General features: G+C 59.7%; 17 protein-coding genes, 1 tRNA gene and 4 pseudogenes. 7 read left to right on the top strand and 15 right to left on the bottom strand.

What is annotated here, in order from left to right; translation table 11 throughout:
• Window positions 1-8: 8 nt before the first annotated feature.
• The 7 genes from HLUSI_RS0101995 to HLUSI_RS0101965 form a co-directional block, all read right to left on the bottom strand.
• Window positions 9-485 (bottom strand): NuoB/complex I 20 kDa subunit family protein, encoded by a 477-nt coding sequence (locus HLUSI_RS0101995; RefSeq protein WP_029363014.1) that lies wholly within the window; start codon window positions 483-485, stop codon window positions 9-11.
• Window positions 486-488: 3 nt separating this feature from the next.
• Window positions 489-848 (bottom strand): NADH-quinone oxidoreductase subunit A, encoded by a 360-nt coding sequence (locus tag HLUSI_RS0101990; protein ID WP_029363013.1) that lies wholly within the window; start codon window positions 846-848, stop codon window positions 489-491.
• Window positions 849-964: 116 nt separating this feature from the next.
• A tRNA-Leu gene (locus tag HLUSI_RS0101985) sits at window positions 965-1,049 on the bottom strand.
• A 109-nt stretch (window positions 1,050-1,158) separates the two neighbouring features.
• Window positions 1,159-1,533 carry a preprotein translocase subunit SecG gene (gene secG, locus HLUSI_RS0101980; RefSeq protein WP_029363012.1) on the bottom strand — a complete coding sequence of 125 codons (375 nt, stop codon included), beginning with the start codon at window positions 1,531-1,533 and terminating at the stop codon, window positions 1,159-1,161.
• A 30-nt stretch (window positions 1,534-1,563) separates the two neighbouring features.
• Window positions 1,564-2,325: a triose-phosphate isomerase gene (tpiA, locus tag HLUSI_RS0101975; protein ID WP_029363011.1), complete on the bottom strand. Its 762-nt coding sequence runs from the start codon at window positions 2,323-2,325 to the stop codon at window positions 1,564-1,566.
• A 119-nt stretch (window positions 2,326-2,444) separates the two neighbouring features.
• Window positions 2,445-3,425 (bottom strand): NAD(P)H-quinone oxidoreductase, encoded by a 981-nt coding sequence (locus HLUSI_RS0101970; RefSeq protein ID WP_016832367.1) that lies wholly within the window; start codon window positions 3,423-3,425, stop codon window positions 2,445-2,447.
• A gap of 53 nt (window positions 3,426-3,478) precedes the next feature.
• Entirely contained in the window at window positions 3,479-4,033 is a 555-nt protein-coding gene (locus HLUSI_RS0101965; protein ID WP_016832366.1) for a winged helix DNA-binding protein, read from the bottom strand.
• Window positions 4,034-4,186: 153 nt separating this feature from the next.
• Here HLUSI_RS0101965 and pxpB point away from each other — a divergent pair, with 153 nt between their 5' ends.
• From pxpB to HLUSI_RS0101935, 6 genes are all read left to right on the top strand, one after another.
• A complete protein-coding gene (pxpB, locus tag HLUSI_RS0101960; protein WP_016832365.1) occupies window positions 4,187-4,840 on the top strand; it encodes a 5-oxoprolinase subunit PxpB in 654 nt (217 codons plus the stop codon).
• Window positions 4,837-5,847: a 5-oxoprolinase subunit C family protein gene (locus HLUSI_RS0101955; RefSeq protein ID WP_016832364.1), complete on the top strand. Its 1,011-nt coding sequence runs from the start codon at window positions 4,837-4,839 to the stop codon at window positions 5,845-5,847. The genes pxpB and HLUSI_RS0101955 overlap by 4 nt, the downstream gene beginning before the upstream one ends.
• A gap of 9 nt (window positions 5,848-5,856) precedes the next feature.
• On the top strand, window positions 5,857-6,597 hold the full coding sequence (gene pxpA / locus HLUSI_RS0101950) for a 5-oxoprolinase subunit PxpA (protein WP_016832363.1): 741 nt from the start codon (window positions 5,857-5,859) through the stop codon (window positions 6,595-6,597).
• Between the two features lie 84 nt (window positions 6,598-6,681).
• Complete coding sequence (locus HLUSI_RS0101945; protein ID WP_029363009.1) at window positions 6,682-7,404, top strand: DUF969 domain-containing protein; 723 nt, start codon at window positions 6,682-6,684, stop codon at window positions 7,402-7,404.
• Window positions 7,401-8,387, top strand: a complete 987-nt coding sequence (locus HLUSI_RS0101940) for a DUF979 domain-containing protein (protein WP_016832361.1) — start codon at window positions 7,401-7,403, stop codon at window positions 8,385-8,387. The genes HLUSI_RS0101945 and HLUSI_RS0101940 overlap by 4 nt, the downstream gene beginning before the upstream one ends.
• Window positions 8,388-8,483: 96 nt before the next feature.
• The gene (locus tag HLUSI_RS0101935) at window positions 8,484-9,488 is read left to right on the top strand and encodes a DUF2891 domain-containing protein (protein ID WP_016832360.1); all 1,005 of its coding nucleotides are present in this window, start codon (window positions 8,484-8,486) and stop codon (window positions 9,486-9,488) included.
• Between the two features lie 78 nt (window positions 9,489-9,566).
• Here HLUSI_RS0101935 and HLUSI_RS26535 read toward each other — a convergent pair.
• The 4 genes and pseudogenes from HLUSI_RS26535 to rpsO all read right to left on the bottom strand — a co-directional run bounded on the left by HLUSI_RS26535 (window position 9,567) and on the right by rpsO (window position 13,883).
• A pseudogene (locus HLUSI_RS26535) lies at window positions 9,567-10,857 on the bottom strand (NAD(P)/FAD-dependent oxidoreductase).
• A 312-nt stretch (window positions 10,858-11,169) separates the two neighbouring features.
• On the bottom strand, window positions 11,170-13,302 hold the full coding sequence (pnp, locus tag HLUSI_RS0101925) for a polyribonucleotide nucleotidyltransferase (protein ID WP_016832359.1): 2,133 nt from the start codon (window positions 13,300-13,302) through the stop codon (window positions 11,170-11,172).
• 70 nt (window positions 13,303-13,372) lie between these two features.
• On the bottom strand, window positions 13,373-13,570 hold the full coding sequence (locus HLUSI_RS32290) for a hypothetical protein (RefSeq protein ID WP_157137719.1): 198 nt from the start codon (window positions 13,568-13,570) through the stop codon (window positions 13,373-13,375).
• Between the two features lie 43 nt (window positions 13,571-13,613).
• Entirely contained in the window at window positions 13,614-13,883 is a 270-nt protein-coding gene (gene rpsO / locus HLUSI_RS0101920; protein ID WP_016832358.1) for a 30S ribosomal protein S15, read from the bottom strand.
• Window positions 13,884-14,060: 177 nt separating this feature from the next.
• Here rpsO and HLUSI_RS0101915 point away from each other — a divergent pair, with 177 nt between their 5' ends.
• Window positions 14,061-14,582 (top strand): hypothetical protein, encoded by a 522-nt coding sequence (locus HLUSI_RS0101915; protein ID WP_029363008.1) that lies wholly within the window; start codon window positions 14,061-14,063, stop codon window positions 14,580-14,582.
• Window positions 14,583-14,843: 261 nt separating this feature from the next.
• Here HLUSI_RS0101915 and HLUSI_RS31245 read toward each other — a convergent pair.
• The 4 genes and pseudogenes from HLUSI_RS31245 to HLUSI_RS26525 all read right to left on the bottom strand — a co-directional run.
• Window positions 14,844-15,212 (bottom strand): annotated as a pseudogene (locus HLUSI_RS31245) (helix-turn-helix domain-containing protein); the annotation flags it as partial.
• 193 nt (window positions 15,213-15,405) lie between these two features.
• Entirely contained in the window at window positions 15,406-16,767 is a 1,362-nt protein-coding gene (locus HLUSI_RS0101910) for a GntP family permease (protein WP_029363007.1), read from the bottom strand.
• A gap of 71 nt (window positions 16,768-16,838) precedes the next feature.
• Window positions 16,839-17,194, bottom strand: a pseudogene (locus tag HLUSI_RS26530) (RidA family protein).
• A gap of 86 nt (window positions 17,195-17,280) precedes the next feature.
• Window positions 17,281-18,748: pseudogene (locus tag HLUSI_RS26525) on the bottom strand (N-acyl-D-amino-acid deacylase family protein).

Here is an 18,748-nt window from a genome sequence, read left to right as displayed (position 1 = left end):
CCACTCTCTTAGCGCGCAATGGTATTGGTGCGCTTGATCTTATTTTGCAGCTGGATCACGCCATACAGCAGCGCTTCGGCTGTCGGCGGGCAGCCTGGAACATACACGTCGACCGGCACGATGCGGTCGCAACCGCGCACGACGGAATACGAATAGTGATAGTAGCCGCCGCCGTTGGCACAGGATCCCATCGAGATCACCCAGCGCGGCTCGGCCATCTGGTCGTACACCTTGCGCAGCGCCGGCGCCATCTTGTTGCACAGCGTGCCGGCAACGATCATGACATCGGACTGACGCGGCGACGGACGAAACATGATGCCGAAGCGATCCAGGTCGTAACGCGAGGCGCCGACGTGCATCATTTCAACCGCACAGCACGCCAGACCAAAGGTCATCGGCCACATGGAGCCGGTACGGGTCCAGTTGATTACCTTATCCAGCGAGGTGGTAACAAACCCTTCGTTTAATACGCCTTCAATTGACATGGCTCACTCCCAATCCAGGGCACCCTTTTTCCAGATGTACCAAAAACCGACAACAAATTCAGCGATGAACACCATCATCGTGATGTAGCCAGACCAGCCCAGGTCGCGCATGGAGACGCCCCACGGGAAGAAAAATGCAGTTTCGAGATCGAACAGAATGAACAGGATGGCGACGAGGTAATACCGCACATCGAACTTCATGCGGGCATCTTCAAAAGCTTCGAAGCCGCATTCGTAAGGAGAGGTCTTTTGCGCATCAGGACGGTGAGGCCCGAGCAAACGACCGAGTAACTGAGGAGCGACACCGACACCGATGCCAACTAGGATAAACAACAGAACTGGAAAGTAATTTTCGAGGTTCACGATTTGGCGTAGGTTTGTTGATAATTAGCGGAATGATTCTCAATATCAAACAGCTTTTTCCTCGACAAAAAGCCAGCTCGGGACTTAGTCCTTTGCTGGCTTTTCTCGGTATTTCATGGTGCCGACGACGAGACTCGAACTCGTACAGCTTTCGCCACTACCCCCTCAAGATAGCGTGTCTACCAATTTCACCACGTCGGCTTGAGACTGCAATTGTAACCCGTTTTGATGCTCTTGTTCAATGCACAATCACACTAAAACTTCACAAACTGCTTTAAGTTTTGCGCATTATTACACTCTGCGCAAAAGACTATTTCGGAATCTGATTCGATTGATCTGCAGGATTCGCAGGAGCAGCTGCGGGAGCGCCCGATGCGGCGGGAGTTGCCGGAATTGCAGCTGCCGGAGCAGGCAGATTATCCATGACGCCGCCGGATTGCGAAACATGATGATTGCCGACGAATGCCAGCGCAAGAGTGGCCGCAAAAAAGATCGCGGCGGCGATGCCGGTCGACTTCGACAAGAAGTTGGAAGAACCCGTGGCGCCGAACAAGCTGCCCGACGCGCCCGAACCGAACGCAGCGCCCATATCCGCCCCTTTGCCGTGCTGCAGCAGAACCAGACCGATGATAGTCAGCGCCGCGAGCACCTGAACCACAACAATAACAGTAAATAAAGTATTCATATAGCCATCTTAAATTAAAACAACAAACAGTCAGTTGCCCTGGGCAGCCTGGACAATCGCCAGGAAATCCGCCGCTTTCAGAGCCGCGCCACCAATCAGACCACCATCGATATCCGACATGGCCAGCAGTTCCTTGGCGTTATCGGGTTTCATGCTACCACCGTAGAGGATTTGCACCCTGACGGCGGCGTCAGCATTTTTTGCAGCCAGGCGCGCGCGCAACATCGCGTGTACATCCTGCGCCATGTCGGGCGTCGCCGTCTTGCCTGTGCCGATGGCCCAGACCGGCTCGTACGCCACCACAATCTTTTGCACGTCGGAAGCATCCAGCGCCGCCAGCACCACATCGAGCTGACCGCCGACAACGGCATTGGTGCGCCCTGCTTCGCGCTCTGCCAATGTTTCGCCGACGCAGACGATAGGCGTCAGCCCGGCCTTCAGCGCCGCCGCTGTCTTTGCAGCAACCGCCGCGTCGTTTTCGCCGTGATAGGCGCGACGCTCGGAATGGCCGACGATGGCGTATTTACAGCCGAACTCAGCCAGCATGACGGCCGACACTTCGCCGGTATAGGCGCCGCTGGCATGCGCGGAAACGTCCTGCGAACCCAACGCCAGTGCGGAGCCGGCAACCGCGGCCTGCACCTGCGCCAGGTAAGGCGCCGGTACGCAAACAGCAACATCGGCATTGGCGCCGACGGCAGCCAGACCGGCTTTGACATCGGCGACCAGAGCGGCGTTGGCGGCGAGGCCGCCATTCATTTTCCAGTTACCGGCAACTAATTTACGACGCATAAAAGGGAGAGCCAAAGGACGAATTAAGGGAGAGAATTCTGAATAACCCCGCATTCTATCGCGCCGCGGCAAACCCGGTCAAACCAAACCCCCGGTATCTGGAGCTTACTTCACTTTATTCAATCAAGCGTCAGCATGATCTTGCCGACATGCGCACTCGATTCCATGAGTGCATGCGCCTGCGCCGCCTGCGCCAGCGGGAAAGTCTGGTAAATCACCGGCTTGACCTTGCCGCTGGCCAGCAGCGGCCAGACGCGCTCCTGCAACTGCCGGGCGATGAAAGCCTTGAACTCCACCGGACGCGGGCGCAAAGTCGACCCCGTCACCGTCAGGCGACGACGCAGGATCTGACTCATGTCCAGTTGCCCCTTGGCGCCGCCGAGCAAGGCGATGATGACCAGCCGGCCATCATCGGCCAAGGTCTTGATTTCGCGCGGCAGGTAGTCGCCGCCGACCATATCGAGGATGACGTCGACGCCGCGGCCTTCGGTGGCGGTCTTGAGAACTTCTTCGAAATCTTCAGTACGGTAATTGATGGCCAGCTCCGCGCCCAGCTCTTCGCAGGCGCGGCATTTGTCGTCCGAACCGGCTGTCGCAAAGACGCGATGCCCCAGCGCCGCCGCAATCTGGATCGCAGTCACGCCGATGCCCGACGAACCGCCCTGCACCAGCAGGGTTTCGCCGGGCACAAGACGCGCCCGCTCGAACACGTTGCTCCAGACGGTGAAGAAATTCTCGGGCAGCGCCGCAGCCTGCAGCGCATTCAGGCCTTGCGGCACAGGCAGGCACTGCGCCAGCGGCGCTGCACAGTATTCAGCGTAACCGCCGCCCTGCACCAGCGCGCATACGAGATCGCCCTTCTTGAAGGCGCTACCGCCGAGGTCGCCATCAACGATTTCGCCGGCCACTTCCAGCCCCGGCAGATCCGAGGCGCCCGGTGGCACCGGATAATTGCCCTGACGCTGGAATACGTCCGGACGATTGACGCCGGCAGCATGGACCTTGATCAGGATCTCGCCGCTTTTCAGCTGCGGCAGCGGCCGTTCGCACAACTGCAGCACGTCGGGTCCGCCGAATTCGGTAATTTCAATTGCTCGCATGACTTTTCCTCTGCGCCTCAAGAGGGAGGCGCGGTCGATGGCCGACCGGTTGCTTACAGCGATGCGGCCGCGCGCGCGCGCGTATCGTACAAACCGGAGGCGCTGCGCAACAATTGCGCGGCCTCGCCGATGGCCTGGTTCTGGATGCCGCTGTCGACCTGCACTTCAATCAGGCAGCGCTCACGCACTTCCTTGTAGCGCATGCACAATTGCTGGCCTTCGTCGGTGGTGGAGAACAGCAGTTCCTTCCCGGCCTTCTCGCTCTTCACGTAACCCGCCTTGACCAGTTTCTTGAGCGCGTATGTCACAACGTGCGTATCCTCAATGTTCAGGACAAAGCAAATGTCCGCGAGTTTCTTTTTTCGTTCACGGTGGTTCACGTGATGCAACAAAGAGACCTCGATTGCCGTCATATCCTTGGCGCCCGCGGCCATCATGCAACGCATCATCCAACGATTGAATGCATTGCCTGCCATGATCAGGGCATATTCCAGCTCCGACAGCTCGGCGCTGCGCTCGGAAACGAGATGATTGGAGGAGACGATTTTGGTCGGAGATTTTTGTGTCACGGCCTGTTCCGGCGTGTTTTGCAAGGATTTGTCGCTCATAAGCTTTTTCTATCGTGAAAATGTTCGTACAACTACGACACTATATAGCAATCTTAAATAAATAATTTATCTATATATTGTCTATACCTTGTCCGAAATGTATGATCCCTCGGGATTAACGGGCGCAAGCCTTCCAGCCAGATCCGGATGACAATGATTCAACCTCAACTCCACTTCCTCGGCGACGGCGCACTGTTGTGCAATCTGCCGCCACCGGCAACCCTGTCGCATCAGCAGCGCATCTGGAGCCTGGCCGACGCCGCCGCAGACTGGCCCGAAGTCGCCGAAGTCGTTCCCGGCATGAACAACCTGACCCTGATCCTGCGCCGCCCCGTCGCCGACATGGACGCCGTCTCGAAGCGCATCCTCGGCAGCTGGAAACATCTCGACATCGGCCAGCTTAGCGGCCGCGACATCGATATCCCGGTCGTGTACGGCGGCGCCGGCGGCCCTGACCTCGACGCCATTGCGCGCCATACCGGCCTCTCGACAGCGGAAGTCATCCGCCGTCACAGCGAAGGCGAATACGTGGTCTACTTCATCGGCTTCATGCCCGGCTTCGCCTACATGGGCGGCCTCGATCCGCAACTCGCGACACCGCGCCAGGATGAGCCGCGCCTGTCGATTCCCGCAGGCTCGGTCGGCATCGGCGGCGAACAGACCGGCATCTATCCGCTGGCCTCGCCGGGCGGCTGGCAACTGCTTGGCCGCACTGCGCTGCCGCTGTTCGATCCGACGCAAAATCCGCCCACCCTGCTGCGCCCGGGCGACCGCGTCCGCTTTACCGTGGAGCGTATCGTCAAATGATCGACATTATCCAACCCGGACTGCTGACTTCAGTGCAGGACCTCGGCCGCCCCGGCCATCGCCGGCTCGGCATCAATCCCGGCGGTGCGCTCAATCCACTGGCGCTCAGCACCGCCAACCTGCTGGTCGGCAATGACGTCAGCGCAGCCGGCCTTGAAATCACCATGGGCGCCTGCGAACTGCGCTTCACCACCGACACGCGCATCGCGCTCGGCGGCGACGATTTCGACGCAAGGCTCGACGACAAATTCCTGGCGCCTTACTGGAGTACGCCGGTACGTGCCGGCCAGACATTGCGTCTGGCACACGTCGGCCGTGGCGGTGCGCAAGGCATGCGCACCTGTCTCGCCATCGCAGGCGGCATTGATGTGCCAATCATCCTCGGCTCACGCAGCACCGACCTCAAAGCCGGCTTCGGCGGCCATCAAGGCCGTGCCCTGCGCAAAGGCGACCGTCTGCCGCTGGGCGACGCTGGCGTCAAGGCGACCGGACCGGCCTTCGGGGTACGTTCGCCGCAATGGAGCGGCCTCAGCGCACAAGCCAACGACAGTAGCAAACTGACCACGCTGCGCGTGCTGCCCGGCCCCGAATTCGAACAATTCACGGTCGCCGCCCGCAACACGCTGTGGCAGGACAAGTGGCGCATCACGCCCAACAGCAATCGCATGGGCTACCGCCTGGAAGGCTCCGAACTCAAGCGCAAGCAAAGCCGCGACCTGCTGTCGCACGGCGTGGTGCCGGGCGTGATCCAGGTGCCGCCCTCCGGCCAGCCGATCATCCTGATGGGCGATGCGCAGACCACCGGCGGTTATCCCAAGATCGGGGTGGTCATCGCGGCGGACATGTGGAAGCTGGCGCAGGCGCCGCTCAACGGCTTGCTGCAACTGCAACTCTGCGATCTGGAACAAGCCTTGCATGCATGGGAAGAACAGCAGCGCTATCTCGCCCATGTCGAACAGACCATCGCCGCCCTCGGCTGGTCGCGCGCCACGCAATACCGGAAATAAGGACTGCTCATGCACATCGATCTCAATGCCGATCTCGGCGAAGGCTGCGATAACGACGAACAGCTGTTGACGCTGGTCAGCTCGGCCAATATCGCCTGCGGCTGGCATGCCGGCGACGCCAACACCATGCGCCAGAGCGTGCGCTGGGCAATCCGGAACCATGTCGCCATCGGTGCGCATCCGAGTTTTCCCGACCGTGAAAATTTCGGCCGCAGCGCCATGAATTTACCGCCTGAAGAAATCATCAGCGGCATGCTGTATCAATTGGGTGCACTCGACGCCATCGTGCGCGCCGAAGGCGGCTGCATGGTGCACGTCAAGCCGCACGGCGCCCTCTACAACCAGGCCGCCAAGGACGCCGTACTGGCGCACGCCATCTGCTCCGCGATACGCACCTTCAACCCGGAACTGGCGCTGTTCGGCCTGGCAGGCAGCGAGCTGATCGGCGCGGCAAAACAAGCGGGCCTGACCGCAGTCGAGGAAGTCTTCGCCGATCGCGCCTATAACGCCGATGGCAGCCTGGTCAGCCGCACGCTGCCCGGCGCCATGATCGAGGATGAAGCGCAAGCCATCGCGCAGACGATTTCATTCGTCAAGGACAAGCAGGTCACCGCCATTGACGGCAGCGTCGTCAAGGTCAACGCGCAGACCGTCTGCCTGCATGGCGACGGCGCGCATGCATTGGAATTTGCGCGCCAGATCCGCACGCGCCTGAGCAACGAGCACATCGGGGTTCGTGCGCCGTCCTGAGTTTATTTTGTCGTCCCCGTTCTTTTTGATTTTTCGTCGTCAGCAGTCAATTCACAATAACCATTCCTACTTGGGAGATAGTCCATGGATAGCTCGATTTTGCTACCGTTGATCGGGATTCCGATCGTCGTTGCAGGCTTTGCATTCCGCTTCAATCCGCTGTTGGTCGTTACCGTCGCCGGCCTTGCCACCGGCCTCGCCGTCGGCATGGATTTCGGCATGCTGCTGGAAACCTTCGGCGAGAAGTTCATCAACAGCCGTTCGCTGGCCGTGTATGTACTGATCCTGCCGATCATCGGTCTGCTGGAAAGCTATGGTCTCAAGGAGCGCGCACAAGACTGGATTTCCAGCATGGCCAGCGCGACGTCCGCACGCATTCTGATGCTGTACTTCGTCCTGCGCCAGGTGTTTGGCGCGCTCGGCCTGACCTATATCGGCGGCCAGGCGCAAACCGTGCGCCCCTTGCTAGCCCCCATGGTCGAGGGCGCTGCGACGGCTCGCCATGGCGACTTGCCGCAACACATCCGCGACAAACTGCGCGCGCACTCCGCAGCCTGTGACAATATCGCCGTGTTTTTCGGCGAAGACATTTTCCTCGCCTTCGGCGCGGTGTTGTTGATCGACGCCTTCCTCAAGGAAAACGGCATCACCAACGTCGAACCCCTGCATCTTGGTTTGTGGGCCATTCCGACCGCGATCATCGCGGCATTGGCCATTCACATGTTCCGTCTGGTGCGTCTCGATGCCGGGATTCAGCGCGACGTCAACGCCTGGAAAAAATCCGAAGGAAAAGAGGTGGCAGCATGAATACCCTCATCACGATCAACGAAATCTACTATCTCATCGGCGCCATCGTCATGCTGCTGGTCGGCATGACATTGCGCGACAAAGGCAATCCCAAACGCCTGACTACCGCGCTGTTCTGGTTCCTGTTCGGCGCGGTGTTCCTGTTCAGCGACTTGCTGGTGTCCTCGCTGGGCAAACCGCTGGCGTACCGCATCATCGGCGTCGTAGTCATCCTGATTTCACTGATCGCCGGTTTCGGCCTGCTGTCGCTCGGCACTTACAAGCAGCGCAGCGCCGAGCAACGCCAGGCGTCGGCCAATCAGTACGGCAACTGGATCTTCGTTCCGGCCATCCTGATTCCGGTGGTGACCGTGTTGTGCACCATCCTGCTCAAGGGCGTGGCCATTGGCGGCGTGTATATCCTCGACCAGAAGCAACTGACCCTGGCGGCATTGTGCGTCGGCTGCATCTGCGCCATCCTGGCGGGCTGGAAACTGACCGGCGGCACGCCGCTGCATGCCGTGCGTGAATCGCGCCGGCTGCTCGACGCCATCGGCTGGGCTGCGGTGTTGCCGCAGATGCTGGCGATGCTCGGCGGCGTCTTCGTCGCAGCGCAAACCGGCAAATCGGTGCAGCAGGTTGTCGGCCTGTTCGTCAATCCTGAAAACCGCTTCATGCTGATCGTGATCTACTGCGTCGGCATGGCGCTCTTCACCATGATCATGGGTAACGCCTTCGCGGCCTTCCCCGTCATGACCGCCGGTATCGCCTTGCCCTTCATCATCGTCGGACAGCACGCCGATCCGGCGCCGCTGGTCACCATCGGCATGCTGGCCGGTTATTGCGGCACGCTGATGACGCCGATGGCCGCCAACTACAACATCGTGCCGGCGGCGCTGTTGGAGCTCAAGGACAAGTACCAGGTCATCAAGGTGCAAATCCCTACGGGCATCGCGCTGCTGGCAGCCAATATCCTGCTGATGTATTTCATCGTGTTCCGTTGATTGTTCCACTGATGCATGCTGCGGCCGTTGCTTCTGCGGCCGCAAGCAGGCTGAAACAACGGGCAACAACGCTGATCTGAAAATCGGAAAATTCTCATGCAACTCACTATCGAACTGGCCGCCGCATACACCGAGATGCCGCTGACCTACCTCCGCCAGGAATATCCCAATCACATCATGCACGTGCTCCACAGCGCCGACGACGTGTTGTCGCCGCGCGCCATGCATCCGGTGTTCTACGGCTGCTACGACTGGCACTCGGCCGTCCATGGCTATTGGTTGCTGTTGCGCTGCGCGAAGCTGTATCCGGCGCTGCCGACGCAAGACAAGATTACCGCGATCTTCGACGAGCACTTCACGCCGGCATTGATGGCGCAGGAAACCGCCTACTTCCAGGTCGGCGGCCGTGCTTCCTTCGAGCGTCCTTATGGTTTCGGCTGGATCCTCGGACTGGCGCAGGAGCTTGCTGCATCTTCGCATCCGCGCGCAGCCGCCTGGCACGCTGCGATGCAACCCCTGACACTGGAAATCCGCAAGCGCCTGCTTGAATACCTGGGCAAGCTGACTTACCCGATTCGCGTCGGCACGCATTACAACACCGCATTCGCACTGGCATTGGCGCTTGACTATGCGCGCGCAGCAAAAGATGGCGCGCTTGAAAGCGCCATCATCCAGGCTTCGCAGGGCTACTACGGCAAGGACGCCGACTATCCGGCGCATTACGAACCGGGCGGCGATGAATATATCTCTGCAGCACTGACGGAAGCGCTGCTGATGAGCAAGGTACTGGATGCAAGGGCATTCCCGGCATGGTTCGATACCTTCCTGCCGCAGATCGACAAGATCGAACGATTGATGCAGCCGGCGCAAGTCAGCGATCGCACCGATCCCAAGATCGCCCACCTCGATGGCCTCAACCTGAGCCGCGCCTGGTGCATGAAACACATCGCGCGGCATCTGCCGTCCGCTCATGCGGCGCAACCGGCATTGTCCGGCGCAATCGAACGTCACCTCAAAGCCAGCGTCGACCATGTCGTCGGCAGCCATTACAGCGGCGGCCACTGGCTTGCCAGCTTTGCACTGCTGGCGTTGGAAGACTGACGCGGCGGGACGAACTGCAAACGAAAAAGGCCGGCATCAATATGCCGGCCTTCTCAATAGGCGAATCGCTCTACTGCATTACTGCGTCGGCGCTTCATCGCGCGGCTTGGCCCGCGGCGTGTTGATCGCACTCGAAATCACACGTGCGCTGCGCTTGAAGGTCAGGTAAGCCCACGCCCAATCCGTCATCACCATCAGGCGATTGCGGAAACCGATCAGGAAATAGACGTGGACGAACAACCAGAACAGCCATGCCGGATAGCCTGAAAACTTCAGCTTGCCGACCATCGCCACGGCGGCCTTGCGACCGATCGTGGCCAGCGATCCATAATCCTTGTAGACGAAATTTTCCGGCGCCTTGCCTGCCATGTGGGCCAGTACATTGCGCGCAGCGACGCGTCCCATCTGCTTCGCCGCCGGCGATACGCCAGGCACCGGTTTACCGTCGGAAGTCGCCGCGGCAAGATCGCCGATGACAAATACTTCCGGATGCCCGGGAATCGACAGCTCGCCGCCCACCGGCACCCTGCCGGCGCGATCCAGCGGCACGTTGAGCGCCTTTCCCAGCGACGATGCCGCCACGCCGGCCGACCAGATCACGGTGCGCGACGCCAATCGCTGCTCGCCGTCCTTGCCGGTGTAGCGCACGCATTCTTCGTCGATGTCGGTGACGCGGCTACCGGTGCGCACGTCGACGCCGAGCTTGACCAGCTGCGTGCGCGCCTTTTCCGACAGGTCCGGAGGATACGCCGCCAGCACGCGGTCGGAGCCTTCCAGCAGCACCACCTTGGCCTGACGTGGATCAATGCGGCGGAATTCGCCGCTCAGGGTATGGCGGGCGATTTCGATCAGGGTGCCGGCCATCTCGACGCCGGTGGCGCCGGGCGCCGATCACGGTGAAGGTCAGCCATTCGGCGCGGCGCACGGGGTCGTCTTCGCGTTCGGCGTATTCGAACGCCATCAGGATGCGGCGGCGGATATCGAAGGCGTCTTCCAGCGTCTTCAGTCCGGGCGCCAGGGTAGCCCATTCGTCGCGGCCGAAATAGCTGTGCGTGGAACCCGCCGCGACGATCAGATAGTCATAGGCGATTTCACTGCCGTCCTCCAGCGCGACCGTCTTGCGCGTCACATCGATGTCGCCGACGGCGGCCATGAGACTGGTGATATTGCGCTGCTCCGCGAGGATGCTGCGGATCGGCGCGCTGATGGCGGGCGCCGACAAGCCGGCGGTGGCGACCTGGTACAGCAGCGGCTGGAACAGGTGATGATTGCTGCGGTCGATGATGGTGATGTCGACCTTGGCGTCGGCCAGTGCGCGTGCCGCCGCAAGGCCGCCGAAACCGCAACCGACGATGATCACGTGAGGCATGGAACTCCTTTCAGATTCAAATGAAATGATGCTCCCCAATTGTCCTGAATAGTTTGCGCCTGCATTGTCTCAAACGACTACTCAGAGGGTAATGCCAGTTGCCGGCATGGGCAAGCTGTACTGGCCCGAATCGGCGCACGTCCGACAACTGCATGCGGCGCTTTCCGACAAACCGGGCAGGCAAGGCAGGCAAGACAGGCCAAAAACAAAAATCCCCCAGGACTTTCGCCCTGAGGGATTCGATACTACCTGACTGCAGTTGGCGAATGAGGCAATGCCTGCATCCGCCATGCCAATGCGGCGATAAGGCGATTACTGCGCGTCTTGCGAAGCAGGCGCTTCCGTGCCTTCTTGCGCTGCCTTCATCGACAGTTTCAGACGGCCGCGGTCGTCGGTTTCCAGAACCTTGACGCGGACTTGCTGGCCTTCCTTCAGGTAATCGGCAACGGCGTTGACGCGCTCGTTGGCGATCTGGCTGATGTGCAGCAAGCCGTCTTTGCCTGGCAGGACCTGAACGATCGCACCGAAGTCCAGCAGCTTCAGGACGGTGCCTTCGTAGACCTTGCCGACTTCGACGGAAGCGGTCAGTTCTTCGATACGGCGCTTGGCTTCCTGGCCTGCACCAGCGTCAACGGAAGCGATGGTGACCACGCCTTCGTCGCTGATGTCGATCTGGGTGCCGGTTTCTTCGGTCAGCGCGCGGATGACTGCGCCGCCCTTGCCGATCACGTCACGGATTTTTTCCGGATTGATCTTGATGGTGATCAGGCGTGGAGCGAAGTCGGACAGTTCGCCGGCGCCGGCCGGAACGGCTTCCTGCATCTTGCCGAGGATGTGCACGCGGCCTTCCTTGGCTTGTTCCAGCGCGACCTGCATGATTTCCTTGGTGATGCCCTGGATTTTGATGTCCATTTGCAGTGCGGTGATGCCGTTGGCAGTACCCGCCACCTTGAAGTCCATGTCGCCGAGGTGATCTTCGTCGCCCAGGATATCGGTCAGGACGGCGAACTTGCTGCCTTCCTTGATCAGGCCCATGGCGATACCCGCCACGTGCGCTTGCATCGGCACGCCGGCGTCCATCAATGCCAGGCAGCCGCCGCAGACCGAAGCCATCGACGAGGAGCCGTTGGACTCAGTGATTTCCGACACCAGGCGCACCGAGTAGCTGAACTCTTCAGCTGGCGGCAGTGCAGCGATCAGCGCGCGCTTGGCCAGACGGCCGTGACCGATTTCGCGGCGCTTTGGCGTACCAACGCGGCCGGTTTCGCCGGTAGCGAACGGAGGCATGTTGTAGTGAAGCATGAAGCGGTCGGTGTACTCGCCCATCAGCGCGTCGATCTTTTGTTCGTCGCGTGCAGTGCCCAGGGTCGCGATGACCAGCGCCTGCGTTTCACCGCGGGTGAACAATGCCGAACCGTGGGTGCGTGGCAGCACGCCGGTGCGGATGCTGATCGGACGCACGGTGCGGGTGTCGCGGCCGTCGATGCGTGGCTCGCCATCGAGGATCTGCGAACGGACGATCTTGGCTTCCAGATCGAACAGGATGCCGCCGACTTCTGCAGAGTCAGCTGCCGAAGTACCGGCCGCTGCAGCATCTGCCGCCAGCGCTGCGTTGACTTCGGAAGTAACGGTCTTCAGCTTTTCGGTACGGGCTTGCTTGTCCTTGGTTTGGTACGCAGCGCGCAGCTTGTCGTCGGCCAGTGCGGTGACGCGTGCGATCAGCGGCTCATTCTTGGCCGGCGCAGTCCATTGCACTTCAGGCTTGCCGCCGTCGCGCACCAGTTCGTGGATCGCGTTGATGACAGCCTTCGATTGATCGTGACCGAACACGACCGCGCCCAGCATGATTTCTTCGGACAATTGCTTGGCTTCCGATTCGACCATCAGCACGGCTGTTTCGGTGCCGGCGACAACCAGATCCAGTTGCGAAGTCTTCAGTTGCGTTGCGGTTGGGTTCAGGACGTACTGACCGTCGATGTAACCGACGCGTGCGGCGCCGACCGGGCCGTTGAATGGAATGCCGGCGATCGACAGAGCAGCCGACGCACCGATCATCGCAGCGATGTCCGGATCGATTTCAGGGTTCACGGACAGAACGTGGATGATGACCTGCACTTCGTTCAGGTAGCCTTCTGGGAACAGCGGACGAATCGGGCGATCGATCAGGCGCGATGTCAGTGTTTCCTTTTCGGAAGGCTTGCCTTCACGTTTGAAGAAGCCGCCGGGGATGCGACCCGCAGCGTAAGTCTTCTCGATGTAATCGACGGTTAATGGGAAAAAGTCCTGACCTGGCTTGGCATCCTTGCGGGCCACAACCGTTGCCAGCACAACAGTGTCTTCAATCGAAACGACGACTGCACCGGAAGCCTGGCGAGCGATTTCGCCGGTTTCCAGAGTGACCTGATGTTGTCCATACTGGAAGGTTTTAGTAACTTTATTGAACACGGTATTTCCTTTCTATATTGAACCCCCGCGTTGCCTTGCTTGGCGGGGATTCTTTTTTGCCGACAGATTTTCAGGCGCTGTCGTTCACCTCACCACGGATGCCCGCCACCGGAGAAACAGCAACCGGGGCATGCATCTTACGAATCACGATCATTGGATGGGATCGCAGTACTGCAAAGAAGTTTTTGCGAACCGGGAAAACATCGACAACCATACAAAGCGGAATCGCAAAAAACAAAATGCCCGCGTCAGAAACTGACGCAGGCATTTTGGCTATGAACCCTGAACCTGAATGGTACGAGGGAACAAAATTACTTACGCAGACCGAGTTTTTCGATCAGTGCGCGGTAACGGTCGGCATCCTTGCCCTTGAGGTAGGACAACAGGCTTTTACGACGGTTAACCATCTTGATCAGACCACGACGGGAGTGGTGATCCTTGCTGTGTTCTTTGAAGTGACCGTTCAGGTCGTTGATGCGTGCTGTCAGCAGCGCAACTTGAACTTCCGGGGAGCCGGTGTCGTTTTGACCACGGGCGTTATCAGTAATAATGGCAGCCTTGGCTGTTTTTTCGATCGACATTGCTATACCTTTCACAAGCGGTGTGCGGAGTGGCTACCCTGCATACCGTGAACAAAATAAAAACTGGCCGAAATGACCAGAGGCGCAAGTATATAGCAAAAGACCAGCAGATTCAAATACTTACGGGATCAGCGTAGAATCGGAGTCTTTCCTGTTTGCTTTTTCACAAAATTGATCATGAGACGCCTCATTTCCTTGCATCGTCTGCCCTTCCTTGCCCCATTGCTGGCCGCTGCAGCCCTGTCGCTGAGCGGCTGCGCCAGCCTGCTCGCGCCGCCGGTGGCTGCCGGCGACTCCGAAGAGCAGGTCGTCACTCGCCTGGGGCCGCCGACCAATGTGTATCCTGATGGCAACGTGCGGGTCTTCGAATACGGCGCCGGGCCCTTCAGCCAGTATCAGTACATGGCCCGCATCGGCCCCGACCATCGCCTCATTTCCTATGAGCAAGTCTGGACCATCGAGAATTTCCGCGCCATCCGCCCCAAGCAGGACACCAAGCTCGACGTGTTGCGCCGGGTCGGCCGCCCCACCGAAGTGACGCGCTACGCCCGCATCCCCTTCGAAGCCTGGAACTACGGCTACAAGGAAAGCGGCGTCTGGAACTCGCAGATGACGGTCTACTTCGATGACAACGGCATCGTCCGCAAAGTCGAGAATGGTCCCGATCCGCGTTATGACGACAGCCGCATGCGCTTCTGATCGTTCATGTTCCAGCCCGGACATAAAAAAACCGCTTGAAAAAGCGGTTTTTTATTTGGCGTCGCTATTTGGCAGCTGTTGCCCTTTGCTAATTTCTAGATGGCCATTAAGCTAATGGCCATGGCAATACGTATACCTTCCTCACTTAAATGGCTTATTAATCGACGCGCCCGACTTCAAGGGGAAATATTGAAGGCGAAGGCGCGTCTTTCAGAGAAAATTGTCGCCGAAGAGTCGCTAATCGACGTATTGAATGCAGACTGTTGATTTGCTCGCAGAATTGACCCTCTCCAATTGATCCACCTTCCAGCGTCTGGCGAAGGCTGCGACTCGATCATACGATCCCTCATAGCCCAACGCTCGCAGCTCCAAATGGAGCTGTTTTAACGTACGACGTTGTTTGCGTGACTTGGCCGCTTCGGTTTTTAACCAGGCCGAGAGTTTTATTGTGTACTTATCCAGAGAGCTCCTGGGACGCCTGTCTGCATAGGCTGGCTCAATGGTTTCCGCGCGAATGTACCGTCTGACGGTGTTTCGTGAAATGCCTAAACGCCTGGCGATCTCTCGCAATGGGACCTGGTCACGAAGGTGCCAGCGTCGAATAATGCCTAGTAATGCCACGTCGATCACTCCGATCTCCTGCTTATGGTCATAAGCAGAATTGTGTTCTAAACGTGGGTCAATTCTCGGTGCAAATTATGCGGCTATGTGGGTCAATTTTCGATGCAAAACAACACCCAAAATAATTGATAGCAGAAGTCTGTAAGTGTCGATTTAAACACTTTGGGCATCTGCTACCAAATAGCGTTTGGCGTCAGACAACTCAGATCACAGTCGACAGGGCCAGGGTGAACAACAAGGCCAACACCGAGATCAGCGTTTCGCAGACGGTCCAGGTCTTGAAGGTTTGCGGCACGGTCATGTTGAAGTACTCCTTGACCAGCCAGAAACCGCCGTCGTTGACGTGCGACAGGATCAGCGAACCCGCGCCAGTGGCCAGCACCATCAGTTCCGGACGGGTGCCGCCGACCGACATCACGATGGGCGCCACGATACCGCAAGCGGTGGTCATCGCCACCGTTGCCGAACCGGTCGCGACGCGAATCAGCGCCGCCACGAACCAGCCCAGCAGCAACGGCGACAGATGCGCGTCGGTCGCGATGCCGACGATGGCCTTGGACACGCCGCCGTCCATCAGGATGCGGCCGAAACCGGCTCCGGCGCCCACCACCAGAGTAATGCTGGCGATCGGGCCCAGGCATTCATTGGTGAATTTGAGGATCGCTTCGCGATTGAAACCGCGCAGCTTGCCGAAGGTGTAGAAGCTGACCAGCGTGGCGATCAACAGCGCGATCACCGAATTGCCGATCAGGCGCAGGAAATCGTTGGCAAAGGTCTTGGGCGTAAAGAACAGGTCGGCCCAGCTGCCGATCAGCATCAGCGCCACCGGCAACAGGATGGTGAACAGCGTGATGCCGAAACCCGGCAGTTCGCGCTTGGTCCCACCATTTGCGCCCTGGTCGACAAACTGGCCGATCAGGGGATTATCCGGATTGGGGATCACCACTTTCGACATCAGCTTGCCGAAGATCGGACCGGCAATGATGGCCGTCGGAATACCGACGATCAGCGCGAACAGGATGGTGCGACCGATGTCCGCGTTATATGCGGTCACCGCCAGCAACGCCGCAGGATGCGGAGGAATCAGGCCGTGCACGACCGACAAGCCCGCGACCATCGGGATACCGACCAGCACCATTGACGTGCCGGTGCGCTTGGCGACGTTGAAGGCGATCGGGATCAGCAGCACGAAACCGACTTCGAAGAACACCGGCAGGCCGACGATGAACGCCACCGTCATCATTGCCCAGTGCACGTTCTTTTCACCAAAGGCGCCGATCATCGTCGTCGCGATGCGTTCGGCGCCGCCCGACTCCGCCATCATCTTGCCCAGCATGGTGCCGAGACCGACCACCAGCGCGATATGCCCGAGCGTGTTACCCACCCCCGTTTCAAACGACTTGACGATTGCGCCCATCGGCATGCCGACAGCCAGGCCCAATATCAACGAGACCACGATCAGTACGATGAACGGATTCATCTTGAATTTCGCGATCAACACGATCAATGCGATCACCGCCACCAGCGCATAGATCAGCAACATGCTTCCTTGTACAGCTTCCATTTCCGTCTCCTCACCCCAAATTTGGATTTCACTCAACCCCGGGTTTCATTGCCCCCCAGGCCTCATTCAACTCAGCGCTTGAACGCCACGCAATCCACTTCAACCTTGCAGTCGACGACCATTGCCGACTGCACGCGCCGAAGTATTCCTTGAATACTTTATTGAAGGACTGGAAATCACGCGTGTCGTCCAGCCAGACGCCGCAACGCACCACGTGTTCCGGGCCGTAACCGGCTTCCTTGAGAATGGCCAGCACGTTCTTGATGGCCTGGTGCGACTGCGCCACGATGCCGCCGTCGATCACTTCGCCATCGACCATCGCCACCTGGCCGGAGACGTACAGCCAGCCGTCCGCTTCCACTGCGCGGGCGAAAGGAAGATGCTGTCCGCCGGTGCCTTTGCCGCCGTCGACGCCATATCGCTTGATACTCATAATGTTTCTCCTTCAAGTAATGAAATCGGGATACTGCTCGACCATCGACGCATCCCGCTATTGCAATTGTTTGTCGTGAATTACGCTGCCGCGGTGTCTTCCGCCGGAATCCGTTGACGCGCCAGGAAACGACCGGCTCGTTCGCCGGTGGCCTTCTTGTCGTCGCCGCGATACGACAGCACGCCGTTGACCCAGACGGCGTCAATGCCGTGCGCCGGCTGCATCGGATCGGTGAATGTGGCGGCGTCGCGAATGGTGGCGGCATCGAACAGCACCAGATCGGCCCAGTAACCGGCTTTGACCAAGCCGCGTTCGTGCAGGCCGAAACGCTGCGCCGACAAGCCGGTCATCTTGCGCACTGCGGCTGCCAGCGAGAATAATTTCTGCTCGCGGCTGTAATAGCCGAGCACGCGCGGAAAAGCCCCCCACAGGCGCGGATGCGGCAGCGGATCATTCGGCAGTCCATCGGAACCGATCACGGTGGCCGGATGGCTCAGGATGCGATTGACGTCGTCGTCGGCCATGCAGTGGTACACCGCGCCGGCCGGCATCGGCGATCTCGGACAGCAGCTTGCCGCCCTGCTCCGGATGCGGCTCCGACCAGGTGACCTGGATGGGATAGGTGTCGGTGACCTGCTTCAGATCCAGTGTCGAGGAGCTGGCGGTATAGGGATAGCAGTCGCAGCCGACGTGCTGATGTTTTTCGGCCTGCTCCAGCGCTGCCAGCACTTCGCTGCTGCGGCCCCAATTTTCGACCCCGGCGCATTTGAGATGCGAGATCACCACCGGCACGCGCGCATGCTTGCCGATGCGGAAGGCTTCATCCATGGCGACGAGGATGTCGGCGAATTCGCTGCGCAGATGGGTCGCGTACATCGCGCCGTATTCCGCCAGCGGCTCGGCCAGCGCCAGTACTTCTCCGGTCGGCGCATTGATGGCGTTGCCGTAGGCCAGGCCGGTGCTCAGGCCAAGCGCGCCATGCTCCAGCGCTTCGGTCAGCTGCTCGCGCATGCCGACGATTTCGGCATCGCTGGCGGCGCGGTCGAGCCGGTCCATGTGATTGCTGCGCAAGGCGGTGTGGCCGACCAGCGCGGCGACGTTGACCGAGGGCCTGGCAGCGCCGATGGCGGCGACATAGCTGGCGAATGTGGGATAGGAAAATGCAGTGGACTGACCGAGCAGATTCATCGGATCCGGCGGATCGCCCTTGAGCGTGACCGGCGACGCGCTGATGCCGCAGTTGCCCACCACCACGGTGGTGACGCCTTGCGACAGCTTGGGAAACATGTCCGGCATGCGGATCACGTTGGTGTCGTCATGCGTATGGACATCGATGAAGCCGGGGCTGAGGACTTTCCCTGTGCCGTCCATCACCTGTTGCGCCTGCCAGTCGCCGAGCGCACCGATGGCGGCGATGCGGCCGCCGGCAATGGCGACGTCGGCGACTACGGGATCGTTGCCGCTGCCGTCAACCAGGAAGACATTGCGGATCAGGGTGTCGCAGCTGTGCGCGGAACTTGAAACGTCGGAAGTGTCGAAGGTAGTCAT

Source organism: Herbaspirillum lusitanum P6-12 (assembly GCF_000256565.1).
GTDB lineage: Bacteria > Pseudomonadota > Gammaproteobacteria > Burkholderiales > Burkholderiaceae_D > Herbaspirillum > Herbaspirillum lusitanum.
Note: the sequence above shows the minus strand (reverse complement) of the source record. Positions and strands in the feature narration are given on the sequence as shown.